Raw genomic sequence first — 26,107 nt, 5'->3', positions numbered from 1 at the left:
GAGGAAAAAATAATGGAACCATTTCAGACTTTTGAAGGGCTCGTCTGTCCGATGGACCGTCCGAATGTCGATACCGATCAGATTATTCCGAAGCAATTTCTGAAACGGGTGGAGCGCCAGGGCTTTGGCAAGTTTCTGTTTTACAACTGGCGTTTTGATAAAGAGGGACGGAAGAATCCTGATTTTATCCTGAATCAGCCGAAATACGCCGATACGTCAATCCTCGTTGCCCGCGACAATTTTGGCTGCGGCTCGTCACGGGAACATGCGCCGTGGGCTTTACAGGATTACGGTTTTAAAGTGATTATCGCGCCGAGTTTTGCCGATATCTTTTACAACAACTGCCAGAAGAACGGGATCCTTGCTGTGACCCTGGCGCCCGATCTGGTCGATCGGCTGATTAAAGCCGCTGAGCAGCGCACTTTACTTTTGACTGTGAATCTCAGGCAGCAGTCGATCACGGGCGGTGACTTTGCCGTGAACTTCAGCATAGATCCTTACCAGAAGGAGATGCTGCTCAAAGGGATGGACGAGATCGCCGTCACTTTGACACACGAAGACGCGATTACTGCTTATGAAAAAAAATGCATATGATGAGGGTGAAGGAAAAGGCCGGCGGTCCAGGGATCGCCGGCCTTTTTTTCGGAGAACTCATCTCCCCTTTTCAGGACCGAATCTTTCAGCCCGGCATTTGGACAATGGGCTCTGGAGGAAGCCGCGAACAGTTCGTCCGATCGGAAGGCGGCCGCTCAGATTGAACAATTCCCCCGGCTATCGGTGAAACCCTCTCCGTTATCCGAAAATGGTGCAGGCACTAAAAGAAAGACCGACCAAATCAGCGGGCGGCTGCATTCACTTGATGAACCGGTCAGTAATACATGAGTAACAATATGTTTTTAGTGTGTTATAATAATCATTAATCTATGAGAAAGGAAGTCTCCGTTCTGATGGTACTGAAAACTTTTAAAGCTACAGTTAATCGAAAGAATGGTTTAGCCGTAGAAGCTGTCACGAGAAATTTCAAAATTAATGTTGATGAGCCTAAGGAACTCGGAGGAACAAATACGGGTATGAACCCCGTTGAACTTCTGTTGAACAGTTTAGGAGCATGCCAGACCATAGCACTTACGACATTCGCAAAAAAATATGGCGTCCATCTTGAACATATTCGAGTAGAACTGGAAGGGGATCTTGATACAGACGGATTCCTGGGCAAGGCTGATGTCAGGCCCGGCTTTCAGGACATCCGGCTTAAACTATACCTTAAGACAGATACCGCAGAGGATAAGGTCAACAAATTGATTGATTACGTCCAAAGTCATTGCCCTGTTGCTGACAGCATTGGACATGGTGTAAAAATAGAACCCCCAAAAATAGTAGTTGAAAAATGAAAAAGCAATGAAGATCACTGATAGAAAGTCATTGCGATAGCCTGGCATATTTGATGAAACATAAATTTACAGGGTAAGAGGGAAGTGTGAGGCGGGGGCCCGGCGGCCTTCACCTCGCACTTAAATTTTCCGGGTTTTTAAAGCGGTTCGCAAACTGTCCAAGGAAAGGCAGGACCCCGGCGGATCAGTATAATGAAAATCACCCTTCTTTAAAAGAGATCGAATACGTTTTATTTCACGCCTTATATCAGACGTTCCACAATCAGGATTCACAGCGGCCCGATCCATGATACAATAAAGGAAATCACGTATAAGGAGCTCACTCATGCCGTTTGATACGCATAATCATACACAGTTCTCGTTTGATGCGGATATGCAGCTTGAAGAAGCACGGAACAAAGCCGCTCAGCAGGGCCTGAACCTGATTCTGACGGAGCATTATGATCTGAATGAGCATCAGGAAGACGGGTCGCCCGTCACTTTTCCGATTGAGGACTATTTCAGCACCTACGCTCCGTACCGGGGAGATCACCTGCTGCTCGGGATCGAACTCGGGCTGGATGATCGCGACAGTTATATTAAGCGCAACCGGGAAATTACTGAACATCATCCGTTCGACATGGTCATCGGATCGGTCCACAATATCCGCGACTATGATATATGCTCCGACGAGAGCAGAAATTTTCTCTCCAAGCCGGATTTTTTTGCCCATTATCTCATCTATGCCGAGCACACCATTCATAAAAATCCCTATATCGACACATTTGCGCATATCGATTATCCGTGCCGCTATCTCAGCTATGCGGACAACGTCCTGCGTTACGGGGATTTTCCTGTTCTGATCGATAACTTTCTGTATGCTCTGATTCACCGGGACATTTGTCTTGAAATCAATCTGCGTCTGCTTGATCAGGAGGCTTTCCGCTCGGGTCTTTCCGGAATCGCCCGCCGTTATCAGGAACTCGGAGGAAAGTATGTGACCATCGGCGGGGACAATCATACGCCGGAAACCATTGGGAAAAAATATAAGCTCGGCCGGGATCTGGCCCGCGCATGCGGGCTTCAGCCGGTTTACTTTAAAAACCGGAAGAGGGTCATTGACGCCTGAACACCGTTTTCATTTTGTTGCAAAAAAGTTATAATGAGGAACAGAACACCCGGGATCGCCCGGAGAATAACGGGATGTGGTCTTTTGACCCAATTTGAAAAACTCAATGAAGAGAAAGTATTTAAAGACCCGGTCCACCGCTATATCCACGTACGGGAGCGGCTGATCTGGGATCTGATCGGTACGCCTGAGTTTCAGCGACTGCGGCGGATCCGTCAGCTTGGCACAACCTTTCTGACTTTTCACGGAGCAGAACACAGCCGTTTCGGCCATTCACTTGGTGTTTATGAGATTGCCCGGCGCGTGATTGGTATTTTCAAAAATAGAGGCGACTGGGATGACGGCGAGACCATGATCGCACTCTGCGCCGCACTTCTGCACGACGTTGGCCACGGCCCGTTTTCCCATTCCTTTGAAAAGGTCTTCGGAACCAACCATGAACAGTTCACACAGGCGATCATTCTCGGGGACACGGAAATTCACCGCCTGCTCGAAGGGGCAGAAGGCGGCCTTCCGGAGAAGGTGGCTGATGTGATTGGTCATACGTATAAAAACCGGATGGTCGTCAGTCTGATTTCCAGCCAGATTGATGCTGACCGGATGGATTATCTCCTGCGGGATGCCTATTTTACCGGTGTCAGCTACGGACACTTTGATATGGAGCGGATCTGGCGGGTCATGCGGCCGGGAGACAGTCAGATTGTCTTTAAATCGAGCGGAATGCACGCGGTGGAGGATTATATCATGAGCCGCTATCAGATGTACTGGCAGGTCTACTTTCACCCGGTGACGCGCAGTGCGGAAGTCATTCTGACGAAGATTCTCCATCGGGCCAGAATACTGTATCAGAAGGGATTTCAGTTCAAACATGTTCCCGTTCCGCTGATTTCACTTTTTGAAGGGCACATGACGCTCCGTGATTATCTCAGACTTGATGAGTCGGTGATGATGTATTATTTTCAGGTCTGGCAGGATGAGGCGGATCCGATACTCAGCGACCTCTGCAGCCGTTTTATGAACCGGCGTCTGTTCAAATATGTCCAGCTGTCCAAAGACAGCTTGTCCGCTGGTGAAGAACTGACTGAGGCGTTTCGGGCGGCAGGTATTGATCCGGAATATTATCTCGAAGTCGATTCTTCATCAGACTGTCCGTATGACTTTTACCGCCCGGGAAAAGAAGAAGAACGCCTTCCAATCCAGCTACTGATGCCGGACGGGAGCCTGCATGAGCTCTCCCGTGAATCGGAAGTCGTACGCGCAATCACGGGGAAAAGGCGGACGGATCATAAACTGTATTATCCGAAAGACAGGGTGCTCGCTCTGCCGGATTCCACTTGGAAAAAGAAAATCTGCGGACTTTTACATATCTGAAAGCGCCGGAGACGTATCCTGGACTTTCAGGATCAATGAATCAGACAGGTGATTTTGGGGGAATGAACAATGTTGGAAGATCATGCGAAAATTGCTGCCCTGATTGATCAGGCAGGTGTGATGCCCGGTCGTAAAAAATTGCAGAAAATCGTTTACATATTGCAGAAACTGGGTTTCCCATTTTACGAAACCTATCATTTTCAATTTTATGGCCCCTATTCGGACGAGCTGTCCATGCAGCTGGAGGAATTGTGCGACTTCGGATTCGTCCTTGAGGAAGGTCGATCAGGCAGCGAGTCAACGCCCGGCTATCGCCTGTCTGAGGCAGGGAAAGGCTTTCTGTATCACTATAAGCACATTCTTCCGGATGTGAAAGACGATGTGGAAAAACTGGTTTCCGAGCGTACGGATTTTCTGGAACTCGTATCCACACTTCTTTATTTTGACCACCTGCCCCGGAAACGTGCGGCGGAAAAAGCGCGTACCGTCATCGGGGCATCCGGACCGGAAGAGGTCAATTGCGCCTATACGTATATTTCAGAGCTCTATGCTGAATGCCAGGTCAGTTCTCAGGCATCGGGACTGACGGGTCATTCATTCTGACGGGAATCATGATGACCCTGTCGGTCAGGTGCGCTTCATCGTGATTTTTTGGTTACGGTGTGCATCGCCTGCTGCGGCTCACAGGCGAGTTGACGACGCCTGCTAAAAGGGGACATCCTTCACTTTTTGCATCACGCGCTGTTCCATTTGTGGTAATAGAAAATCAGGACGGCGATGCCGCCTATAACAACGAAAGCGAAAACGACACCTGTCAGTACGTGGATAAAGTGGAGGGAAAAGGGAAGAAGAAAGGCAAGGATGCCTGTCAGAATAAAGAATCGTCCGGCTGCCCGGGCGAGTTTATGCCGATCGCCGTGGAATTGTTTTTCATTGAAAAAAGTCAGCAGCTGCAGCTCTTCTTTCTTCCAGATCACAAGTCCGAAGAAAATCAGGTAAGCGGCTGCAAGGGTGCAGATGAACAGTCCGGCAACAAACAATGAAAGCGCCTCCTCAGGAACATATATCTTCCATCTTATGAATAAAGGTATTTTTCAGCCTGCGGGCCAGGTTAAGCCCCGTTTCTCCCCTCTGAAAACGTGTGATCAGGCGCTCAGCATAGCGCTTTTGCGGATTACGCCACCGCTTTTTCGCTACGTCCAGAGCGTGGAGATAACCTTCAGGAAGCGTCAGACTTCGGGCAAAGCTGCCAAGTCGCTCAAATACCCGGTCGATTTCGCTCTTCAAGGGTTCACTTACGTCCATCAGTGCCGCCTGATCAGCCAGTGCATCTGCTTTTTTCTGAGCATCCTGATCAAAAGCTTCGTCCTCCGCATTGGCCGCCCATATGAGAAAAAGATGCATCAGATAGAGATCATCCAGACTGATACCGGACGGGTAAAAGGGATTCAGGTCCGGGATGCGCAGTTCGATTCGTGTGGCCTCAGGTTCCTCATCCGGATTTTCGAACCCTCTGCCCTTGATCCGAACCTGATGATACAGTTCACGCGGCCCCTCAATTTTTCCTTCTCTGATTGCCTCCAAAAGAGAGGCGAGATAAGCTTTGGCATCGCTGTAATCGGGATGGATCACTTCAGTATTTCGATACCCGTGCACGCTCAGGCGGACAGACCGGTACATCGCGTCAGGCTTCCGCCCGGGACTTGCCGCCAGCAGATGGATGAGAAAGAACCGGTAACGCATCGCCTGCGCGGCCAGATGCAGATAGAAATGGTTTTTCTCACCGGCTGTTTTACCGGAAAGTCCGTCAAAGGAGCAGTTAAAATGCAGACCGCAGTATAATTGTTTGTAGCGCCCGTATTTTTTTGCCAGGTAATACCGGTAGTCGGTTTTATCCCGTCCTTCCGGTCCGAAGTTGGCCACAGGAATCTGATTTTCCGGTGGGAGTTCGGCAGGCGGGTTACTGAGCGGCCAGAGCAGTTCCGGGCCGAGACCGCGACAGACCTTCTGCGTGAGGCAGTCCAGCTGCGACTGGGCCTCATGCAGGGAAGAGGTGACGGGTGTCACCAGTTCCAGCTGGCTCTCGGAAAAATCGGTCGTAATTTGGGGATGGGTCAGTTTATTACCAAACGCACGGGGATGCGGAGTCAGTGCCAGTGTTCCGTCGGGATTGATCCTCAGATTTTCCCGTTCCAGTCCAAAATGTCCCTGCCATGGCGCAATACAATCGGTCTGACAATCAGCGGACATGCGTCATCACCCCTTAACTTATCGTTTGTTAATCTGAGTGTATCGGAATGTCTGCCGGAATTCAATGATCGTGATTCGGGTTGGCTCGTTTTCACGGAACAGCAGCGCCCCGGGCAAAAAAATGAACGCTTCGTCTTTATGACAGAGCGTTCATCCTTTTCATTGATCCAGTTCTTCCATATGATTCAGGAGCCGCTTCAACGCCTTCAGTTCATCAAGCGTCAGGGTGATGCCTTTACCCATCTTCTGCCCGTCCGGTGCCCAGTCGCGAAGATCATATTTCGGCGGGCGTCCGTTCCAGCTGATCACATTCAGCTGCTTTTCCCAGCCTTTCGGTGACTGAGATACGGTCCCGATATTTTTTACAATGTTATAGTCAATACCTGCCATACATTTCCCTCCTGCTGATGTCTGACTGCGTGCCGCTCAGGCGACGACGAAATGCTCATGGAACCAGGAATCTCCGGTCAGAATATCTGTGCCGTCGGCGATCACGTGCGGCTCGCCTTCCTCGTCCTGAGTCAGCAGATGCCCTTCGCCGTCCTGATCTGCCATATAAAAATGATCTTTTCTGAACAGGAGCCTTTCCTCGAGCAGATCCATGGCAGGGCTTCCTGTTTCCCCGTAAACATTTTTAATGCATCGGATCAAAATCATCTTCAGTGAATCCCCCAGACAGATTGATTGCTAATACAAGAATAAGCGTTGACGGGCTGTTTGGCAATGGTTCAGGCTTTTTTGCGAATGTGACCGGACAGGCCGTTTGCCGGCAGCCATAAAACAGACCCCGGTCAGGCATACGCCACGCGCCAGGAATAAATCTCAGAATCTGCTGAAAAGGGTTCAAAAGAACCGGGATTATCGATATAATGATGATTAATGCTGGTGATGGTTTATTTTTACATAAAAGGAATATCCGGTAAATACATAATGAATATCTGGCCATCGATATTCGCAAGGGGAAGGCAGGTGATCTCTCTTTGTCCAAAATGCGGTGATCCGGTTGATGGAAAATGGCGGTGCCGATTTCTGGAGGATCATTCAGGAAAGTCTGAAGGCTGATTAAAGAAGACTCAGCTGAATAAGTACGTTGATCATTGTACGTTAAAACAGAAAAGAGGTAAGAACAATGGCTGAAAATTTTTGCCGTAACTGCGGCTCAAAATGTGAACCGGGTCAGAAGTTCTGTACCCGTTGCGGACAAAGACTCGCTGAACCGGCTGAAACAGTGACAACCGGTCGGGCTGCCCGCTCAGAAGATCAGAGTCGTTCTGTTACAGAATTTGTGAAGAGAAACCGGAAATGGATCATCCCCTGCGTCATTCTTGCGGTAGTCGCCTTTTTCTTCTTCCGCCAGATGCCGGATAACAGTCCGTCCGGTGTGACCGGACAATTTCTTGAATATGCCAGAGCCGGTAAATATAATGATGCAGAAAAGCAGATTGCGGAAATAACGATTCTTGATCTTAAGGATAACAATCAATACAGTAGAGAAAAAATGACTGCGACACTGTACGAACTCGTTCATGAGGGGACAGCCGAGATCAAAAATATCCGTATTGTCCGCGAGCAGAAATCATCTGATACGAAATATGCCGGTGTCCTGGCTGCCCTCACCTTTGATGATGGGACAAAAAGGCAGCTGGGCTTTGAATTGATAAAAGAAAAAGGAAAGTGGAAGATCGATCATTTTAGTATCAGCAGATGAGAAAAAGAAGGATCGTCATGCTGCCGGCAGCCTGTGCCGGCTTTTTTTGCTGTTACCCGAAAGTATCTCGAGGGTATCTCTAATGCGGTTGAGCCGGTAAATATGATAAAATGAGACTGATTAAAGCGTGAGCTATATCACTTTTGAGAGGGTGAACGGAGTGGATATTTTCAGTCAGGATCCGAAAAAATCGGGATTTAATATTATAAAAGGCGACGCGACAAAGGGTCATGGCGGGTTCGGTGCGGGACTGGTCAATCTCGATAATATGTCGCCGGTGATTATCGATGTTGAAGCGGGGACGGCGCAGGTTGATATGGGCGCACTGCACGCCCGCAGTGATGTCGAGCGAAGAATCCGTTTCACGGGCGATAAGGCCGATCTGCAGGGCGGCGGGAAAAAATACTGGCTGATCTGGGTCAATACAGAAGTGACAAAAGACGGCCCGCACTACGAGGGTGCCGCTGCAGCAGAAATGATCATTAACCGCGAGATCAGACGCGGCTATAAGCTCCTCGCTGACCATGTGAACAAAATGGGCCAGGCGTTGAAAGGAAAAGTCGTCCTGGATGAAATGGATACCCCTTCAAAAAAAGTACTGCGAACCTTCCTCGAGAAGATTGATCCCGGACAATGGGCACGTGCCAACCCCGAACTGAAAGCGCATCTGGGCAATTAAAAATGCAGGACTCTTCCTGAAAAAGAGGCTTTCCTGTCCGGAAAGCCTCAATCAAAGGTAGTTGCCCCCCCATCTGGTGACCGCAGCGCGCAGTGTGTGCGTGCGTGGCTGAAAAGCTGTGAGGACCGGCTGAATTCATGAGCACACTGGCTGAATCATTGCATGGATCGGCTGAAAACGTGCGTGATCCGGCTGAATCCATCAGCACACTGGCTGAAAAACCGTGTGAACTGGCTGAATCATCATGAGTATACCGGCTAAAAACCTGCGTGATCCGGCTGAATTCATGAGCGTACCGGCTGAAAAGCTACGGTAGTCGGCTGAATTCATGAGCATACGGGCTGATTAACCGCATTAATCGATCTAAAAAGGAGGCTTTCCTGTTCGGAAAGCCTCAATCAAGTTAGGATGCCCCTCAACCGGTGACCGCGGCGCGCAGTGTGTGCGTGGTTGAAAAGCCAGGTGAACCGGCTGAAAAACTGTGAGGACCGGCTGAATTCATGAGCACACCGGCTGAATCACTGCATGGATCGGCTGAAAAACCGTGTGAACTGGCTGAATCATCATGAGTATACCGGCTAAAAACCTGCGTGGCTGAAAAACTGTGAGGACCGGCTGAATCCATTAGCGTACTGGCTGAAAAACCACGGTAGTCGGCTGAATCATCGCGTGATCCGGCTGAATTCATGAGCATATCGGCTGAAAAACCGGACAAATCGGCTGAATCCCGCCCAACCGCCCCAACGCCCAACGCCCCAACGCCCCAACGCCCCAAAACGCAGCGCGCCTCTGCACCGGGCCAGTATTCTGTTATTCCGGCGCATCGCGCATGCCTGTTCAGCGCCACCACTGGAACAGATGCTCAAATAAGCTTTTTTTCTCCACTTTTTTCTTCTTTCCCTGTTCTTTGTGGCGCTCCTTGCCGTCGCAATAGGTTGTCGGTTCTGTACCTTTGACAAACCAGGTAGGCCGGCCGGGGCATGTCCCGCCGGCACGTAATCCGGTTTTTGGATCGATGCTGACGCTGACGACGCCCTTGGGCGGATCGAAACTGTTCCGCGGCTGGCCATCCAGCGCGCTCTGCATGAAATGCGACCAGATGTCTTTGGCATAACCGGTTTCCGGATAGGTGCTGATCGTTTTCCCCTTGTCATAGCCGACCCAGACCGCACTGACCAGCTCCGGCGTGAATCCGGCCATCCAGCTGTCGGAAGAGGTCGACCCGGTTTTTGCGGCGATTTTATGTGTCAGCTGCCCGGCCACCTGCGCGCCGGTCACTTTCGTATAGCCGTTGAGCCGCTTATCGAAAATTCCGGTCATCATCTGTGACAGAACAAAAGAAGTCTGACGGTTCAGTACCTGCCTGTGTTCCGGCAGCCAGGCATAGAGCACCTTTCCTTCCCGGTCGGTCACTTTGGTCACAAGTGCCGGCCGGATCCGCGCTCCTTCATTTGCCAGAGTGGCATAGGACCGTGCCATCTCGATGACACTGACCGGCCGGGATCCGAGTGCAAGTGACGGGATGGCGGCGAGCGGACTGGTGATACCCGCACGCCGGGCGGCGGCAATCATTTTTTCCATACCGATCGCAAGGTGCGTTTTTACAGCGAAAACATTATCGGACAGCGCGAGGGCCTGAGCCATCGTGATCGGCCCATTCGCATAATACCCGCCAAAGTTGTCCGGCGCATACGTTCTCCGCCCGTCATCGTATGTAAAGGATGTCGGCTCACTCTTCAGCAGTGTAGCCGGAGTAAACCCGTTCCGCAGTGCCGCATAATAGAGAAACGGTTTCATTGCAGACCCTGGTGTCCGTCTGGCGGTTACCGCGCGGTTAAATGGACTCTCTTTATAGTGACGCCCTCCTACCATGGCCACGACCCCGCCTGTTTTCGGATCCATGGCAATGAGTGCCGTCTGGATCGCCGATTGCTCCGGAATGGTTTTCTTAACCCAGTATTCGGCCGATTGCTGCGTCTCTGCATCGAGCGTCGTATAGACGTTCAGCCCGCCTGAATCGAGTTCTTTCGTCGTAAAATGCAGTTTCTCAGTCAACTCTTTACGTACGGCATCCTGGAAATAAGGGGCTGGTCGATCAGCCGGTTTCCGTTCACCATCCGCCAGATGCAGATCCGCCCGATAGGCGGCATCTGCCCGTTCTTTAGAGAGGAATCCGCTGTCGACCATCGTCTTCAGCACTACGCGCTGCCGTTCTTTTGCTTTGTGATAATTGAGAAAAGGGGAAAAGACGCCCGGCCCGTTCGGAATTCCGGCGATCATACTGGATTCGGCAAGCGAGAGATCCCCCGCTTTTTTATTAAAATAGATTTTCGCAGCGGCTTCGATGCCATAGGCCCCGTGCCCATAATAGATTGTGTTCAGGTACCCTTCGAGAATTTTCTTTTTCGGCTCATTCATTTCAAGACGGAGGGTGTAAAAAACTTCAGCGACTTTGCGCAGCCACGTTTTTTCATTCGTCAGGAACAGGTTCTTCGCATATTGCATCGTAATGGTGCTCGCTCCCTGTTTCTTGGACAGGGTACGCAGATCGATCAGTGCCGAGGCGGCAATACGCTTCAGATCGAACCCGTTATGGTGAAAAAAGTGCCGGTCTTCAATGGCCAGAGTCGCCAGTTTCACCGATGGCGACATACGGTCGATTGCTACCCATTGCCGGTTAGCGCTCTCCCATTTGCCAATCAGTTTGCCGCGATTGTCATAAAATGTCGCCGGAGCCGAGGCGGGAAAATCCATCGGCCCTGCCAGTTTCGCAGCAAGAACAAGGAGACCGGCCGCAGCAAGTGTGGCGCAGATCACTGCACCGCCAAGCTGCGCCAGGCGAAACGCCGGACTTCTTTTCCGTACCCAGGAGATAAAACGCATCGGCAGCACCTCCTCATGGACTATTCTGCTATCCAGTATGGTTCAGTCCCCCTTTTTATAAACATGGTCTGGAAAACGCATCAGCAGGTAAAAATGATGAAGGCGGCCGGCCACAGGTCTTTTTAACGGATTTATGCGAAAAAAGGCGGATTAGCCTTGCCCGGAGCTGTCCAATATTTTATAGTTATATGAGTATGGAAAAGTGCGGTTTTATTTCGCAGGAGGCCAGAGCGTGACGTCTCAAGAGATTGAAATTGAATGGGTCAGCCGGATACCCGGCAGCCGCAGCCCGCTTCGCATGTCGCTTCGTGGCCGGCTGAAAGAGGGAACGGATGGCTTTTATCTGACATACCGTGCAGAAGGCACTTCACAATATATCATTAAGTTTACGAAGGGTGAAGCACTGATCAGGCGCAGAGGTCAGTATCCGCTGAGGCAGCCGCTGAAACTTGGGAAAAGCCTGCACGGGGAGCTTGGGACACCGTCTGGCAACCTGGCTACGGAAGCGGCTGCTGAAAGCATCACGGCGACCTGGAGTCCGGAGTCCGGATCCGGCGCAGCCGGTCTGGTCTACCGGCTGAACATTCAGGGAGAAGATGCCGGGACCTTCCGGATCACATGGAGCTTTAAGCGATTATAATGTTTCAGGCTGACTGGAGCGGAAGGGCGCGGGACGCCTGCAGGCAGCGAGCCGGGGCTCTGGAATCCATATATTGGAAGCCTACGAATCGTTCCGCGGAAAATAGGCAATGAAAAGCAGCAGAAGTGATAAAGACAGCCCGCAGTCTGAGGTGGTTCTGTATGTATTTTTTGGAGGGTAAAACATGGCAATTGTCGAACAGGTCAAAGAACAATTGAAAGAAGAAATAAAACAGGCCGTGCTGAAAGCAGGACTTGCATCTGAAGAGCAGATTCCGGACATTGTGCTGGAAGTGCCGAAGGATAAAGCACACGGCGATTTTGCGACGAATATGGCGATGCAGCTGGCCCGGATCGCCAAGATGGCACCACGAAAAATAGCTGAAGAACTGGTCGCCCATTTTGACAGGAAGAAGGGTCATATCCGCAAAATTGAGGTGGCAGGGCCGGGCTTTATCAACTTTTTCCTTGATAATCAGTATCTGACGGATCTGATTCCGGCGATTATCAAAGCGGGGGATGCCTACGGCGCTTCGGGCAGCGGTGGCGGTGAGAAAGTGCTTGTTGAGTTTGTTTCGGCGAACCCGACCGGCAGCCTGCATCTCGGTCATGCGCGCGGCGCGGCGGTCGGTGATACGCTCTGTAAACTGCTGAACAAAGCCGGCTACAGGGCCAGTGCGGAATACTATATTAATGATGGTGGCAATCAGATCACGAATCTCGCTGTTTCTCTTGAGGCACGCTACCTGCAGGCGCTTGGGAAAAATGCCGAAATTCCTGAAAACGGCTACCATGGCAAGGATATAATCGAACTCGCCGATCAGCTCGTGGAGAAATATGGCGGCACGCTTGAAGCAAAACCGAAAGAAGAACGCCTGCGTTTCTTCCGCAACTTTGGTGTGGATCATCTGATGCGGGGCATCAGGAAGGATCTGGCCGACTTCCGGGTGACGTTCGATCGCTGGTATTCGGAGCGTTCACTGTATGAAACACACAAAGTTGAAGCGGCACTGGACATGCTGAAGGATAAAGGGGAAACATTTGAAAAGGACAACGCCGTCTGGCTGAAGACCTCGGAACACGGAGACGACAAAGACCGCGTGCTGATTAAATCAGACGGTACCTATACCTACTTTACCCCGGATATTTCCTATCATAAAGATAAGTTTGACCGCGGGTTTGACCGCCTGATCGACGTACTCGGTGCCGATCACCACGGGTATGTCCCGAGAATGAAGGCCGCGCTGGCCGAACTTGGCTATGATCCCGATAAGCTGAATGTACAGATTATTCAGCTCGTCAACCTGTTTAAGAACGGGGAAAAGGTTAAGATGAGCAAGCGAACCGGTAAAGCGGTAACGATGCGTGAACTGATGGAAGACGTCGGCGTCGATGCCGCACGTTATTTCTTTGCCATGCGGAGTGCGGACACGCATCTGGACTTTGATCTGGATCTTGCAATTTCCCGTTCCAACGAAAATCCGGTTTATTATGTTCAGTATGCTTTTGCAAGAATCACGAGTATGTTGAAACGGGCGGAAAGCCTCGATACAAAGCCCTCTGAGTCGATCGATCTGAGCTTACTGTCCGGCGAAAAGGAAATTGATCTGCTGAAGCAGCTCGGTGAGTTCCCGTCGGTGGTTGCGGGCAGTGCGGCAAAACTTGCGATTCAGCATATCCCGTCGTATCTGTTTGATCTCGCATCGAAACTTCACAGCTTTTATAATGCGGAAAAAGTGCTTGATGAGACGAACATACCGCTCAGTAAAGCCCGTGTCGCTCTGATGAAGGCCGTGCGGATAACATTAAAAAATGGTATGGATCTGATCGGTGTTCATGCGCCGGATCAAATGTAATCTGAAAAAATCCGGCGTTCCCTCGAAACTGTGGGAACGCCGGATTTTCTATTTCACAGGAAAAAACTGAACCAGGCGGAACAGATGGTTTTCAGTTTCTCGATTGGTGAACGGTTCCGTACCTTTGCGGCGTCCACTTCTACCGAAAAGTTGCGGATCTCCCGCTGCAGCTGATCGAGAACATTGCGGACAATCACCGGATCGTCGGTAAATCCGGACAGCTCATCATTCAGGAAAAAGCTCCGCTGGTCGAAATTTGTGGTACCGATATAGGCCAGCTTTCGATCGACAACAAAGGCTTTGGAATGGAAAAAGCCCTGATAAAAATGAAAGAGTCCGGCTCCTTTTTCAATAAGTGGCTGAAGGTAGTGGAAAGATGCCGGCCGGACCAGTGCATGATCCCGTTTCATTGGCAATAATATCATCAGTTTTACGCCATGCTCAAGGCGATCCATGAGTACGTCCATCAGTTTCCGGCTCGGGATAAAGTAAGGGGAACCGATTATAATCGACTCGCGCGCGGCTGCCAGCTTTTCAGCAAAAATCGTTTCAATCTGCTTCCCGTCTGTTGCAATCAGAACCAGCTTCGACGGTCCTTTTTCATGTTTGGGGAAGAAAGCGCGCCGATCCGCTACGCTGCCGCCTGAACGGCGCCAGTCTTCGAGAAACCGGCGCTGCAGTTCAGCCACACTCTCTCCCACAACTTTCAGATGGTTGTCATGCCATGGCCCCTTCTCAGGAGTCTGGCCGAGGTAGTCACGACTGACATTGAAACCGCCGAAATAACCGACCCTGCCGTCAATGACCCCTATCTTCCGGTGATTGCGCCGGTTCAGCGCGTAAACGGTGAAGGGAAATCCGACTTTGCCGGAGAAGGCCAGCTGAACCCCGGCACGTGCCAGTTCCGCTTTTTTGGACCGCAGTTTGAATGCCGCGAGAAAGTCAACAAGCAGCCGAACCTCAACGCCTTCTGCCGCTTTCTTCTTCAGCAGGTCCAGCCATTGCCTGCCGACGTTGTCTGCCTCAAAAATAAAGAAAGATAAATGGATATGATCTTTCGCTTCACTGATTTCCCGAAGCATGTCATGGAACAGTTCCCGCCCCTGTGTAAAGTAAAGCAGCCGGTTCTGTCCTGATACTGCTTTCCGTTCCGGGAGTTTCGGATGTCTGACCTTCAGGCCGGTGACAATGTCAAGTAATGCGCCGGCAATCAGCAGCAGAATAATCAGCAGAATAGTTATACCGGTCCAGAGCAGGTTCATGCGTATGTCCCCTTGTGTTTCCGGAAGCCTTTCCGGAGAGTGTATACTCATAATATATCCTGATTTCAGTAATGTATAGATTTCCGGCGCATTTCATTCAGATCGGCTGATTAGGCGGGTCCGGCTGAAACAGACGGAGGAACAGCTGAATGAAGGGGCCCGGCCGGATAACTGATGCCTACCTGAAGAAAAACGAAGTCGCAGGCGCTGCAGCTTTGTTGCCCTCTTTTTCCCAAAAAAACCGGTCCCGAAAGGCACTGATAGCCCTTTTTTACCCGAATGCGTTACCAGATCACGACCGCAATCAGCGTCGATACGATTAACCCGGCCATCACCGGGATGAAATTTTTTCTGACGAGGTCAACAGGCGAGACGCGGCAGAATGCAGCAATGGCAACAAGCGATGACCAGGCAACAATCGTGCCGCCCCCGCTCCAGATGGCTCCCATCTGACCCACAGCCGCAAGAGCCGTTCCGTCAATCTGTGTGGTGGCCAGGGCGGCGGACAGTCCGCCGACCAGCGGCAGACCGGAGAAGCCGGAACCGTCCAGTCCGGTAATGAGACCCACAATCAGAATGACTGCGGCAACAAGAAATCCGCTTTGCGGGATATTATCCTGAACGGATTGTATAAGATCAAAGAGAAAGTCCGGAGCTTTCTGCGTATTCGATAAAATCTTGCCTGAGAAATCCGAACTGCCGAGGAGAAAGAATCCCGAGATCGGGATGACAGGTCCCATGGACCGGAAGGAGAAAATAAATCCATCCGTCAGGTGCTGGCTGATTTTGTCAAACGCATCTATACCCCAGACCGGTATGCAGGTCAGGATCAGCAGAATCACCGCAACACCGCCGATAAAGGCTGCACCTTCTCCCCCTTCCATGCTGCTTCCTGAGTTTGGCAACAGTTTTGTCGCAAACATGTAGCACATAATGGCAAGCAGGGTCAGGGGAACAAGGATGGCAAAAATCCGCGACCATTTTTCTTTTCCTGAAGGGATTACGGAGGGGCCACTGCCTTTACGAGCGCCCGGACCATGGATATCGGCCGGTTCATCGACGGTATGCTGCTGACCGGCGGGCTGGATGCTCTTGCGGAACATCAGGTAAGCGGTCAGCAGGGCAACCGCACCTGTAATCAGCGACAGAATCATCGCCCGGTCAGCCACCAGGCTAACGTCCAGCCCCGCCGATTTTGCGGTCAGCGCCGGTGCGGCCTGCATGATATAATCAGAAGACAGGGCCATGCCCTGGCCGGCGATTGAAACAGTCATCGCTACTGCCATCCGGGGCAGCCCGGCTTTCACCGCAGCAGGAAGCAGCAACGTGCAAATCAGCGGGACAGCCGGTGTCGGCCAGAAGAAAAGAGAGATCATATAGGTTGCAATGATCAGCATCAGAAAGGACAAATGGCCGTTCTTCATCACTTTTCGGATGGGAGCAATCATCTTCTGATCTGCCCCCAGGTCCCCGAGAGACTTTAGCAAGGCCATCATCAGTGTGATAATCAGAAAGATGTGGAACAGCTCCTGCGCGGCCACCAGGCTGGCATTGAATGTGGCTTTCAACCCATCGATAACAGAGGAATGATAGACGGAGGCAACGAAAAAGGTCCCGATCAGGGTGGGCATAACAATTCCCCTGCGACAGATCATAATCACGATAATGACCAGGGTGGAAAGAGCATACAGCCAGTGGGTCAGTGATAATCCGGACATGTGAACAACCCTTTCTATTCAGATTGACACGCTTGCAACTGTCTGTGGTTTAAAGGACACGATCCTCTATGAAAGGGCGAGAGGGTCATGATATTTCAGATATCATATGCAGGAGATGGAAAAAAGGTCATTCGCCTGTTTGACAGGGCGCAAGAGCATTCACAGCGGGGAAAACGCTCACCTGCTGAGACCGGCAGAAAAAACCGGGGAAAACCGGATACCTGTTTTTCAGCCCCCGGGCTTGCTTTTCAAATAAATACGGATTATTGTATGTAGTGTATAACTTTTCACGCGCGGAGCCTGTATTCTTTACAGGAACCTGGCAGGTGCCCGGATGCGGGCAATGGACGAAAGAAAGGATGTTTTCAGTGGGAGAACATGTAGCTGAGAAGTCGAAAGTAGATCAACTGTATGATATATTGGCGGCGGCTAAAGAACCGAAAAACTTTTATGAAATGACAGATCAGATTTTAACAAAGGATGAAATCGAAACCGATAACGGCGAATCGCTCGCACGTCTGTACACAACGCTTACTTTGGACGGCCGGTTTCTGAATGTCGGACATAATTTATGGGCGCTGCGTAACTGGTATCCGATCGATCAGCGTGAAGACGATGTGGCCAAGACGCTGGGTGACGAACAGTACAAGAAGAATAAAATCGCTGAAGACGGATTCGATGACTACGATGAAGATAACGACGATGAAGATGAAGATGATTCTGATGATGTGGATGACACGGATGAAGAGGATTATGGTGATCAGGATGATGATGATGTCCGCCGGATCAAAAAAATGCCATGGATATGAATGAGGATAACGAATAACCTCTCAGGTCTTTACAGAAACCGGAAAAAATCTACTTGATTCATCTGGTCAAGTTTGTTAGAATTGCAAAGGGCTAATTATAGACCGTTTTGGAAAAAGAGCGGGCCCTCCCGAAAAGGAGCGGCAGCGCTTTTCTTTTTTTATAGCTGTTGGAACGTACAGTAAGGGCAACTGAGGCTCAACCGCGATCTTTTTATACTTGATAAAAGGATCAATTTTTGTGGGAAAAAGTTCAGAAAAACAAAGTCTCTGGCGTTGCCTGCGACTGACCAGTCGGCAGGATTTTCTTTAAATTTAATCATGATTTCATATATTATCCGGGTGCAAAGGCTTCGCCTGACCGAATGGTGTGATAAGGGGGATTTGTGAACGATGACAAAGTATATCTTTGTAACCGGCGGTGTGGTGTCATCGCTTGGGAAAGGAATTACGGCTGCTTCCCTTGGCCGGCTGCTGAAAAACAGGGGATTGAAAGTAACCATTCAGAAATTTGATCCATACATCAATGTCGATCCGGGCACGATGAGCCCGTATCAGCACGGCGAAGTATTCGTCACCGACGACGGAGCTGAGACGGACCTTGATCTTGGCCATTACGAGCGGTTCATCGACATTAATCTGAATAAAAACAGCAATGTGACAACAGGAAAAATTTATTCATCCGTATTGAAAAAGGAACGCCGCGGCGATTACCTCGGACGGACGGTGCAGGTTATCCCCCATATTACGAATGAAATCAAGGATCGCGTGTTTCGGGCCGGGAAGACCACCAATTCCGATGTTGTGATAACGGAAATCGGCGGTACGGTCGGCGATATCGAGAGCCTTCCGTTTCTTGAAGCCATCCGGCAGATCAAAAGTTCCGTTGGCGTCGACAATGTCCTTTATCTCCACTGTACGCTGATCCCGTATCTCAGAGCGGCCGGCGAAATGAAGACGAAGCCGACTCAGCACAGTGTAAAGGAACTGCGCAGCCTCGGTATTCAGCCGAATGTCATTGTCGTTCGTACGGAACTCCCGGTGCCGCAGGAAATGAAAGACAAAATCGCTCTTTTCTGCGACATTGACAAAGAAGCGGTGATCGAGGCACGGGATGCGGAAACGCTGTATGAGGTACCACTGCAGCTGCAGGAGCAGCATCTTGATGATATCGTCTGCGAAAAGCTGCATTTGCCGGCAGGTGATGCGAATATGACCGAATGGCATGAACTGGTGGACAAAGTGCTGCATCCGAAAAATGAGGTAAAAATCGGCCTTGTCGGAAAATATGTAGAACTTCAGGATGCCTATATTTCTGTCGTTGAAGCGCTCAAACACGGGGGGTACAATTTTGATACCGAAGTGCATGTCACCTACATCAATTCAGAAGATCTGCTCCCGGATAATGTCGAGAGCCGTCTGAAGGATGTCAGCGGCATTATCGTTCCCGGCGGATTCGGCGATCGCGGCATCGAAGGCAAGATTCTTGCGATCAAATACGCGCGTGAGCACAAGGTTCCCTTCTTCGGCATCTGTCTCGGTATGCAGCTGGCTTCGATCGAATTTGCCCGCAACGTGCTGGGCCTGAGTGGTGCGGATTCAGCAGAATTCAATGCACATGCGGAAGATCCGATTATCGACCTTCTGCCGGAACAGCAGGACGTTGAAGATCTCGGCGGCACGCAGCGTCTCGGTCTCTATCCGTGCAAGCTTCGCAAGGATACGTTAGCCTATGCCGCTTACAACAAGGAAATCATCTACCAGCGGCATCGTCACCGCTATGAATTTAACAACCAGTACCGCAGTGCGATGAAGGAAAAAGGGATTGTCTTCTCAGGTCTCAGTCCTGATAATCGCCTCGTTGAAATGATTGAACTGAAGGGGCATCCTTGGTTCGTGGCCTGCCAGTTCCATCCGGAATTTAAATCGCGCCCGACGCGGCCGGAGCCGCTGTTCCGCGAATTTATTCATGCATCACTGAAAAACAAATAAAGGACAGATCAGTAAGGGGGCGGATGCTGTGCATCCGGTTTTTCTTTTTTCAACAGGCAGGAAAAGCAGGTTTCCGCGAAGAACCCTTTTGACAGACATGGCCGCCCAGGAATAGCATCAGGAGGGATCGAGATGGATCACGTTGATTCGGAACCATCCGGGGAAATATTGATTGTTGATGACGAGCCCGGCATTCGCCTTTTACTCAGCGAATGTATCAAAAAAGAAGGCTTCCGGCCGATTGTGGCTGGAAACGGCAGACAGGCCCTTGAAGTGGTCCGGAAACAGTATCCGGATCTGGTTCTGCTTGATATGAATATCCCCGGGATAAATGGGGCAGACGCACTGAGGGAAATAAAAAGGATAAATTCCGACATTAAAGTGATGATTATGATGGCTTATACGGATAAAAAGATGATCAGTCAATTAATCGGAGAAGGGGCAATCACCTGTTTTACCAAACCGTTCGACCTTGCCGAACTGATGGCAGCGATCAGGCATGAAGTGACTCTGGCGTGAACCGGCTGATTGAGGTTCAGCCGGGGGCTTTTTTATGTTATACTATATAGGGTTATCAGCATCGTCCGAAACGCATTTTACTGATCAGACAGAGCTGTTCATGGGACCGGCACAGGTGATACATAAACCGGCTTTATGCCAGATGCACGCCTCCCCGGGGAAGAACAGGGGGATACGTGCAAAATGGGAAAGGAAAGTAGACAGATTATGGACAAATTACTTATTGAAGGCGGTCACCAGCTTACCGGGACCGTTCAGATAAGCGGTGCCAAAAACAGTGCGGTTGCACTGATTCCCGCCACCATTCTAGCCAATTCTCCGGTCACCATTGATCAGCTTCCGGATATATCAGATGTCCGTACGCTCTGCAGACTGCTTCGCGAAATTGGTGGGAAGATCTCTTTTCAGAATCATACGCTGACTGTCGATCCGCGTGACATGGTCGATATGCCTCTGCCCAACGGAGCCGTGAAAAAACTGCGCGCCTCCTACTATCTGATGGGAGCGATGCTTGGACGGTTCCACAAAGCAGTGATCGGATTGCCGGGCGGATGTAACCTTGGTCCGCGTCCGATCGACCAGCACATCAAGGGCTTTGAAGCGCTCGGCGCGAAAGTGACCAATGAGCGCGGGGCCATCTATCTCCGGGCGGAACGACTGCACGGTGCCCGGATCTACCTGGACGTCGTCAGTGTCGGGGCGACAATCAATATCATGCTTGCCGCTGTCTGCGCTGAAGGCAAAACGATTATCGAAAACGTGGCCAAGGAGCCTGAAATTATTGATGTAGCGACCCTTCTGACAAGTATGGGGGCGAAAATCAAGGGTGCCGGTACCGATGTCATACGTATAGAAGGCGTGCGTGAACTTCACGGATGCCGCCATATGATTATTCCCGACCGCATTGAAGCGGGCACCTTCATGATCATCGGTGCGGCAGTCGGTCGTGAACTGCTGATTGATAACGTCATCCCTCAGCATGTCGAATCTCTCACGGCGAAGCTCCGTGAAATGGGCGCGGACGTGCAGACCGGTGAGGATCAGATGCTCGTATCGAAAAGCAAGGGACCGCTTAAGGCGGTGGATGTCAAAACGCTGGTTTATCCCGGATTCCCGACGGACCTGCAGCAGCCGATTACCTCTCTCCTGACCCAGGCAGAGGGAACAAGCATCATTACCGATACGATTTACGGCGCCCGATTTAAACATATCGATGAACTGCGCCGGATGGGGGCGGATGTCAAACTTGAAGGGCGTTCAGCGATCCTCACCGGTATCACGAGCCTTCAGGGTGCGAAAGTCAGAGCCACTGATCTGCGTGCCGGCGCGTCGTTAATTGTTGCCGGTCTGATGGCAGACGGCATAACAGAAATCAGCGGTGTGGAGCATGTTGACCGCGGATACGATCATATTATGGAAAAACTGAGCAGCATTGGCGCACACGTCTGGCGTGAGCATGCCGATGAATCTGAAATACGCGAGAACATCAGAGAGCAGGAGTAATGGTAAGGGCCGAGCCCTTGCCTGAACAGCAAACAAACAGGAACAGGTAAAGAAGATTCCGGTAAACGGAATCTTCTTTTTGCGCGGAAGCGATGGACAGCCGCCCGGCGAATCCCGCTGTCGGCATTTATGGGGAAATTTTCAAACTATGATTGATTTTCAATAGGTTTATATTTACAATGATAGAGTCTATTTATTTTTCGCAGTTATTTATAAATTAAATAAGTCTTGATGTGGGGGTTACACTATGAAATGTCCGAATTGTGGACGGGAAAATGATGACGACAGTAAATTCTGCACACACTGCGGGACGCCGCTGCAGGCAGCACAGCAGACAGCCGCGACGGGTCACAGCGCGAGCAGCAATCGGGCAGCAACCGGAGATCAGATTAACGCTGCCGCCAGCAAGGGGAAAAAAATCGCGAAAAGTTACTGGGGATTCCTGATCCGGACTCTGAAACATCCGGTTAACGCATCCTATGAAGAGACCAGTCACTTATATGGCTATATCAGCATGGTGCTTTACTCTTTCTTCTTTTCGCTCGGTATTGTCCTCCTGACACGGAACGCGGCTTCAAGCGCTCTGGGTTATTTTGGCTCTTCTGATGTTCCGCTGCCTAATATGACAGGGATGTTTTTTAAACTGTTTTTCACGGCAGGATTCTTTATTTTCGTTACAGCGCTGGTTGTCTTTGCCATTGTCCATCTGATTTTTAAAACGACCATGCCGTTTCACACCTTCGTCAGTCAGTTTATGGGGCAGGCAACACTCAGTGTCTTTGTCATGGCCCTGTTTTTCCTGCTGGAACTGGTACATATCAATAATTTCTTATCATTCGTGTTGCTCTATGCCGGGATCTTCCTGCTGTTCATACCGGAAACCTCTATAGCCTTTACCTGTAAATCAAATGACAGGTTCGACCGGATTTATACGTTTCTGATCACCCTTGTCCTGACCGGTATTGCGCAGACGATCTATCTTGTTATTGTCGGCATGTCGATGATACAGTCCATTGTTGAGGAACTGGAGCGTTTCAATCCCATGGGATTCTGATCCTACCTGACCGGCCGCCTGATGATCGGAGAGGAAACGATCCTCTCTGATTTTTTTATCTCTCAGGAAGTGGAAAAAAAGGATGAGAAAAACGAAACTCCGGCTGCCGGCCGGAACGTTTTTTTTCACCATTTTCTCTGTTCAGGCATTTTTATGTACTAATAGTTGATTTAATGGGTATAATATGCTACAAATAACTTGAGTAAAGGAATAACAGATCATTTGTCATATGGGATTAAATCACGCACTCTTCAATCATGAATCACCAGCCCGCCTGCTCCTCGGCAGGCAAAACTCAATTAATTTAAGCTCCTGCCTTTTCTCCAAAGCAAATCTTAACATCCGCAATAGTGAATGAAATGGTATAGTCTCTCAGACAGGACGGTCATGCACGCGGACCGAACCCGGCTTCTCATCATCATCTATCAGACAGTACAGGTATGAAAAATAAATATTAAGAAATGTGGTGCAAGGATGGCAATTACACTGGCAGAATTGGAAAATATGAAACTTAAAGAATTATATCAGCAGGCTAAACTGCACAAAGTTTCCTATTACAGCAAGCTCACAAAAAGGGAACTGATTTTTTCGATCCTGAAAAAAGAAGCGGAAAGTGACGGCCTGTCATTAATGGAAGGTGTGCTGGATATCATCCCGACGGAAGGATTCGGCTTTTTAAGACCGATCAATTATTCGCCAAGCTCGGAAGATATTTACATCTCCGCCTCACAGATTCGCAGGTTTGACCTGCGTAACGGTGATAAAGTGACCGGAAAAGTACGGCCGCCGAAGGAAAACGAACGTTATTTTGGACTGCTTCGTGTGGAAGCGGTCAACGGAGAAAATCCGGATATGGCCAGGGAACGTGTTCACTTTCCGGCTCTGACCCCGCTGTATCCCAACCGGCATATGGTTCTTGAAACCTCAAAAGAAAATTTTTCCACGCGGATTATTGATATGATCGCTCCGGTCGGTTTTGGCCAGCGCGGGCTGATCGTTGCTCCACCGAAAGCCGGGAAAACGACACTGCTGAAAGAAGTTGCGGGCAGTATCACCTTTAATTATCCGGACGTCGACCTGATTGTCCTGCTCGTCGATGAACGTCCTGAAGAAGTCACGGACATTGAACGTTCGGTAAAAGGCGATGTCGTCAGCTCAACTTTTGATGAAGTACCGGAAAACCATGTCAAAGTTTCGGAACTTGTTCTCGAACGTGCGATGCGCCTTGTTGAACAGAAACATGATGTCGTCATTCTGATGGACAGTATCACCCGGCTCGCCCGGGCCTATAATCTCGTGATTCCGCCCAGCGGCCGGACGCTCTCCGGCGGTATTGATCCTGCCGCCCTTCACAAACCGAAGAAATTCTTCGGGGCTGCGCGCAATATCGAAGAAGGCGGCAGCCTGACCATTCTTGCCACCGCGCTGATTGATACCGGTTCACGGATGGACGACGTGATCTATGAAGAATTCAAGGGTACAGGTAACATGGAACTGCATCTTGACCGCCGTCTTGCTGAACGGCGGATCTTCCCGGCCATTGACATTCGCCGCTCCAGCACGCGTAAAGAGGAACTGATTGTCGACCGGGAGCATCTGGATAATCTGTGGACTATGCGCAAGACGATGGATGAATCCCCTGAATTCGTTGAGAACTTCTACAAACGAATCAAATCAACCAAAAATAATCAGGAATTTTTCGATCTGTTTGAAAAAGAGAAAAACGGACTCGCACACTCACAAAACTGACAGCGGTAAGTACAGGAAAAATGTGAGGAAGGGCCGCCGAACCCATCCTCATCTCAAACGTCAGCTTGCAAATTGCTTATCCGGCTGATATAATACTCGTTGTGCATAATGAACTGACTCTGGTTTGGAAGATTAATCAGGGCGCAAAGGAGATGAATGAATTGAAACCAGGTATCCATCCCGACTATCATAAGGTTGTATTTATGGATTCAAGTACCGGTTTTAAGTTTTTGAGCGGATCAACCAAAACATCCAATCAGACAGTTAAATGGGAAGACGGTAACGAATACCCGCTAATCACTGTCGAAGTAAGTTCCGACTCACATCCATTCTACACAGGCCGCCAGAAATTTGCAGACAAAGGCGGACGTGTCGATCGGTTTAAACGGAAATACAATATCAAATAAGTTGCTCCGGAAAAGAAACGGCACTTTTCGCTGCCCGGCGGAATCAGCCGTTTTTATTTGCCCGATTTATGAAATAGATGAATCTGCAGGCAGGATCTCCTGTCTGCTTTTTGTATAACCACTTCCGGAAGCCGGACAGTCGGTCCGAATCCGGAAAAAGTCGGTCCGAATCACAGAAAAGTTGGTCCGAATCACAGAAAAGTTGGTCCAAATCCGGAAAAAGTTGGTCCAAACCCGAAAAAAGTCGGTCCGAACCACAGAAAAGTCGGTCCAAATCCGTGAAAAGTTGGTCCGAATCCGGAAAAAGTTGATCCGAATCTTCGGAAAAAGTTGGTCCAAATCCGGAAAAAGTCGGTCCAAACCCGAAAAAAGTCGGTCCGAATTCTCGAAAAGTTGGACCGGATCCGGAAAAAGTCGGTCCGAACCACAGGAAAGTCGGTCCAAACCCGAAAAAAGTCGGTCCGAATCTTCGGAAAAAGTTGGTCCAAATCCGGAAAAAGTTGATCCGAATTCCTGAAAAGTTGATCCCAATCCGGAAAAAGTCGGTCCAACTCCACGAAAAGTCGATCCGAATCCGGTACAGAGAAAGGAAAATGCATGCGATGGCACAGCTCTTTTTTAAATATGGTGCGATGAACAGTGGAAAATCAATAGAGATTATTAAAGTAGCTCATAATTATGAGGAGCAGGGGAAGTCGGTCCTGCTGTTTACCTCAGGTCTGGATAACAGGGAGGAGGTAGGATCGATCTCCAGCCGGATCGGGTTTAAACGCCCGGCTATTCCTGTTTTTCAAGAAACAGATATTTACCGTATCGTTGCCGATTATCAGCCGCGGCCGCACTGCGTCCTTGTCGATGAAGCGCAATTTCTGACCAAAGCGCACGTCCTTCAGCTTGCCCGGATTGTCGATGATTGCCACATTCCGGTCATGGGTTTCGGGCTGAAAAATGATTTTCGCAATGAACTGTTCGAAGGCAGTAAATATCTCCTGATCTATGCCGACAAGATAGAGGAAATGAAGACGATCTGCTGGTTCTGTGAACGGAAGGCGACGATGAATCTGCGGATTGACAAAGACGGCAAGCCCATTTACGAAGGAGAACAGATCCAGATCGGCGGTAACGAAAGCTACTATCCGGTTTGCCGTCACTGCTACGCTCATCCGCCGATCTGACGGTATCCCCGCTCTTTGACGGTCTGAAGTCGCATAT

General features: G+C 50.0%; 24 protein-coding genes. 17 read left to right on the top strand and 7 right to left on the bottom strand.

Annotated features, from left to right (window positions below):
* The first annotated feature begins 12 nt into the window (after positions 1-12).
* From leuD to EWH91_RS02455, 5 genes are all read left to right on the top strand, one after another.
* Positions 13-594 carry a 3-isopropylmalate dehydratase small subunit gene (leuD, locus tag EWH91_RS02475; protein WP_129928438.1) on the top strand — a complete coding sequence of 194 codons (582 nt, stop codon included), beginning with the start codon at positions 13-15 and terminating at the stop codon, positions 592-594.
* Positions 595-947: 353 nt separating this feature from the next.
* A complete protein-coding gene (locus EWH91_RS02470; RefSeq protein WP_129928437.1) occupies positions 948-1,391 on the top strand; it encodes an OsmC family protein in 444 nt (147 codons plus the stop codon).
* Positions 1,392-1,716: 325 nt separating this feature from the next.
* Complete coding sequence (locus EWH91_RS02465) at positions 1,717-2,499, top strand: PHP domain-containing protein (RefSeq protein ID WP_129928436.1); 783 nt, start codon at positions 1,717-1,719, stop codon at positions 2,497-2,499.
* Positions 2,500-2,583: 84 nt separating this feature from the next.
* On the top strand, positions 2,584-3,870 hold the full coding sequence (locus EWH91_RS02460; RefSeq protein WP_240697235.1) for an HD domain-containing protein: 1,287 nt from the start codon (positions 2,584-2,586) through the stop codon (positions 3,868-3,870).
* Between the two features lie 69 nt (positions 3,871-3,939).
* Positions 3,940-4,473, top strand: a complete 534-nt coding sequence (locus EWH91_RS02455; protein ID WP_129928434.1) for a YwgA family protein — start codon at positions 3,940-3,942, stop codon at positions 4,471-4,473.
* Between the two features lie 131 nt (positions 4,474-4,604).
* Here the strand turns inward: EWH91_RS02455 and EWH91_RS02450 are convergent, their stop codons facing one another.
* The 4 genes from EWH91_RS02450 to EWH91_RS02435 form a co-directional block, all read right to left on the bottom strand.
* Positions 4,605-4,910 (bottom strand): DUF3784 domain-containing protein, encoded by a 306-nt coding sequence (locus EWH91_RS02450; protein ID WP_165364217.1) that lies wholly within the window; start codon positions 4,908-4,910, stop codon positions 4,605-4,607.
* A 13-nt stretch (positions 4,911-4,923) separates the two neighbouring features.
* Positions 4,924-6,120: a glutathione synthase gene (locus EWH91_RS02445; RefSeq protein ID WP_129928432.1), complete on the bottom strand. Its 1,197-nt coding sequence runs from the start codon at positions 6,118-6,120 to the stop codon at positions 4,924-4,926.
* A gap of 159 nt (positions 6,121-6,279) precedes the next feature.
* A complete protein-coding gene (locus EWH91_RS02440; RefSeq protein WP_129928431.1) occupies positions 6,280-6,510 on the bottom strand; it encodes a YdbC family protein in 231 nt (76 codons plus the stop codon).
* A gap of 36 nt (positions 6,511-6,546) precedes the next feature.
* Positions 6,547-6,723 carry a hypothetical protein gene (locus EWH91_RS02435; protein ID WP_240697234.1) on the bottom strand — a complete coding sequence of 59 codons (177 nt, stop codon included), beginning with the start codon at positions 6,721-6,723 and terminating at the stop codon, positions 6,547-6,549.
* 526 nt (positions 6,724-7,249) lie between these two features.
* Between EWH91_RS02435 and EWH91_RS02430 the strand changes: the two genes are divergently transcribed.
* Together EWH91_RS02430 and EWH91_RS02425 are read left to right on the top strand one after the other, a co-directional pair.
* A complete protein-coding gene (locus EWH91_RS02430; protein WP_129928429.1) occupies positions 7,250-7,828 on the top strand; it encodes a DUF4878 domain-containing protein in 579 nt (192 codons plus the stop codon).
* 160 nt (positions 7,829-7,988) lie between these two features.
* Positions 7,989-8,507, top strand: coding sequence for a YwhD family protein (locus tag EWH91_RS02425; protein ID WP_483315814.1), 519 nt, complete (start codon positions 7,989-7,991; stop codon positions 8,505-8,507).
* Between the two features lie 837 nt (positions 8,508-9,344).
* Here EWH91_RS02425 and EWH91_RS02420 read toward each other — a convergent pair.
* The gene (locus EWH91_RS02420) at positions 9,345-11,390 is read right to left on the bottom strand and encodes a transglycosylase domain-containing protein (RefSeq protein ID WP_129928428.1); all 2,046 of its coding nucleotides are present in this window, start codon (positions 11,388-11,390) and stop codon (positions 9,345-9,347) included.
* A 232-nt stretch (positions 11,391-11,622) separates the two neighbouring features.
* On the opposite strand from EWH91_RS02420, the gene EWH91_RS02415 reads away from it, so the two are divergent.
* Positions 11,623-12,030 carry a YwiB family protein gene (locus tag EWH91_RS02415; RefSeq protein WP_129928427.1) on the top strand — a complete coding sequence of 136 codons (408 nt, stop codon included), beginning with the start codon at positions 11,623-11,625 and terminating at the stop codon, positions 12,028-12,030.
* 184 nt (positions 12,031-12,214) lie between these two features.
* On the top strand, positions 12,215-13,885 hold the full coding sequence (gene argS, locus EWH91_RS02410) for an arginine--tRNA ligase (RefSeq protein WP_129928426.1): 1,671 nt from the start codon (positions 12,215-12,217) through the stop codon (positions 13,883-13,885).
* 53 nt (positions 13,886-13,938) lie between these two features.
* On the opposite strand, the gene EWH91_RS02405 is transcribed toward argS, so the two are convergent.
* On the bottom strand, positions 13,939-15,147 hold the full coding sequence (locus EWH91_RS02405) for a phospholipase D-like domain-containing protein (RefSeq protein WP_129928425.1): 1,209 nt from the start codon (positions 15,145-15,147) through the stop codon (positions 13,939-13,941).
* A gap of 284 nt (positions 15,148-15,431) precedes the next feature.
* Positions 15,432-16,865: a hypothetical protein gene (locus EWH91_RS02400; RefSeq protein ID WP_129928424.1), complete on the bottom strand. Its 1,434-nt coding sequence runs from the start codon at positions 16,863-16,865 to the stop codon at positions 15,432-15,434.
* Between the two features lie 368 nt (positions 16,866-17,233).
* Between EWH91_RS02400 and rpoE the strand changes: the two genes are divergently transcribed.
* From rpoE to EWH91_RS02355, 8 genes are all read left to right on the top strand, one after another.
* Positions 17,234-17,674: a DNA-directed RNA polymerase subunit delta gene (rpoE, locus tag EWH91_RS02395; RefSeq protein WP_240697233.1), complete on the top strand. Its 441-nt coding sequence runs from the start codon at positions 17,234-17,236 to the stop codon at positions 17,672-17,674.
* A gap of 390 nt (positions 17,675-18,064) precedes the next feature.
* A complete protein-coding gene (locus EWH91_RS02390; RefSeq protein WP_129928422.1) occupies positions 18,065-19,663 on the top strand; it encodes a CTP synthase in 1,599 nt (532 codons plus the stop codon).
* Positions 19,664-19,795: 132 nt separating this feature from the next.
* Positions 19,796-20,182, top strand: coding sequence for a response regulator (locus EWH91_RS02385; protein ID WP_129928421.1), 387 nt, complete (start codon positions 19,796-19,798; stop codon positions 20,180-20,182).
* 207 nt (positions 20,183-20,389) lie between these two features.
* Positions 20,390-21,685, top strand: a complete 1,296-nt coding sequence (locus EWH91_RS02380; RefSeq protein ID WP_129928616.1) for a UDP-N-acetylglucosamine 1-carboxyvinyltransferase — start codon at positions 20,390-20,392, stop codon at positions 21,683-21,685.
* 247 nt (positions 21,686-21,932) lie between these two features.
* Positions 21,933-22,739 carry a zinc ribbon domain-containing protein gene (locus EWH91_RS02375; protein WP_129928420.1) on the top strand — a complete coding sequence of 269 codons (807 nt, stop codon included), beginning with the start codon at positions 21,933-21,935 and terminating at the stop codon, positions 22,737-22,739.
* 474 nt (positions 22,740-23,213) lie between these two features.
* On the top strand, positions 23,214-24,488 hold the full coding sequence (gene rho, locus EWH91_RS02370) for a transcription termination factor Rho (protein WP_129928419.1): 1,275 nt from the start codon (positions 23,214-23,216) through the stop codon (positions 24,486-24,488).
* Between the two features lie 161 nt (positions 24,489-24,649).
* The gene (locus EWH91_RS02365) at positions 24,650-24,895 is read left to right on the top strand and encodes a type B 50S ribosomal protein L31 (protein ID WP_129928418.1); all 246 of its coding nucleotides are present in this window, start codon (positions 24,650-24,652) and stop codon (positions 24,893-24,895) included.
* Between the two features lie 602 nt (positions 24,896-25,497).
* On the top strand, positions 25,498-26,070 hold the full coding sequence (locus EWH91_RS02355) for a thymidine kinase (RefSeq protein WP_129928417.1): 573 nt from the start codon (positions 25,498-25,500) through the stop codon (positions 26,068-26,070).
* The last annotated feature ends 37 nt before the right edge of the window (positions 26,071-26,107 follow it).

Origin of the sequence: Sporolactobacillus sp. THM19-2 (genome assembly GCF_004153195.1) — a bacterium.
GTDB lineage: Bacteria > Bacillota > Bacilli > Bacillales > Sporolactobacillaceae > Sporolactobacillus.
This window is presented reverse-complemented; position numbering and strand designations above follow the sequence as displayed.

Coding starts and splice junctions, on each gene's coding strand:
- leuD (WP_129928438.1), top strand. CDS start 13: ATGGAACCATTTCAGACTTTTGAAGGGCTCGTCTGTCCGATGGACCGT.
- EWH91_RS02470 (WP_129928437.1), top strand. CDS start 948: ATGGTACTGAAAACTTTTAAAGCTACAGTTAATCGAAAGAATGGTTTA.
- EWH91_RS02465 (WP_129928436.1), top strand. CDS start 1,717: ATGCCGTTTGATACGCATAATCATACACAGTTCTCGTTTGATGCGGAT.
- EWH91_RS02455 (WP_129928434.1), top strand. CDS start 3,940: ATGTTGGAAGATCATGCGAAAATTGCTGCCCTGATTGATCAGGCAGGT.
- EWH91_RS02445 (WP_129928432.1), bottom strand. CDS start 6,120: ATGTCCGCTGATTGTCAGACCGATTGTATTGCGCCATGGCAGGGACAT.
- EWH91_RS02440 (WP_129928431.1), bottom strand. CDS start 6,510: ATGGCAGGTATTGACTATAACATTGTAAAAAATATCGGGACCGTATCT.
- EWH91_RS02435 (WP_240697234.1), bottom strand. CDS start 6,723: ATGGATCTGCTCGAGGAAAGGCTCCTGTTCAGAAAAGATCATTTTTAT.
- EWH91_RS02430 (WP_129928429.1), top strand. CDS start 7,250: ATGGCTGAAAATTTTTGCCGTAACTGCGGCTCAAAATGTGAACCGGGT.
- EWH91_RS02420 (WP_129928428.1), bottom strand. CDS start 11,390: ATGCGTTTTATCTCCTGGGTACGGAAAAGAAGTCCGGCGTTTCGCCTG.
- argS (WP_129928426.1), top strand. CDS start 12,215: ATGGCAATTGTCGAACAGGTCAAAGAACAATTGAAAGAAGAAATAAAA.
- EWH91_RS02405 (WP_129928425.1), bottom strand. CDS start 15,147: ATGAACCTGCTCTGGACCGGTATAACTATTCTGCTGATTATTCTGCTG.
- EWH91_RS02400 (WP_129928424.1), bottom strand. CDS start 16,865: ATGTCCGGATTATCACTGACCCACTGGCTGTATGCTCTTTCCACCCTG.
- EWH91_RS02390 (WP_129928422.1), top strand. CDS start 18,065: ATGACAAAGTATATCTTTGTAACCGGCGGTGTGGTGTCATCGCTTGGG.
- EWH91_RS02385 (WP_129928421.1), top strand. CDS start 19,796: ATGGATCACGTTGATTCGGAACCATCCGGGGAAATATTGATTGTTGAT.
- EWH91_RS02380 (WP_129928616.1), top strand. CDS start 20,390: ATGGACAAATTACTTATTGAAGGCGGTCACCAGCTTACCGGGACCGTT.
- EWH91_RS02375 (WP_129928420.1), top strand. CDS start 21,933: ATGAAATGTCCGAATTGTGGACGGGAAAATGATGACGACAGTAAATTC.
- rho (WP_129928419.1), top strand. CDS start 23,214: ATGGCAATTACACTGGCAGAATTGGAAAATATGAAACTTAAAGAATTA.
- EWH91_RS02355 (WP_129928417.1), top strand. CDS start 25,498: ATGGCACAGCTCTTTTTTAAATATGGTGCGATGAACAGTGGAAAATCA.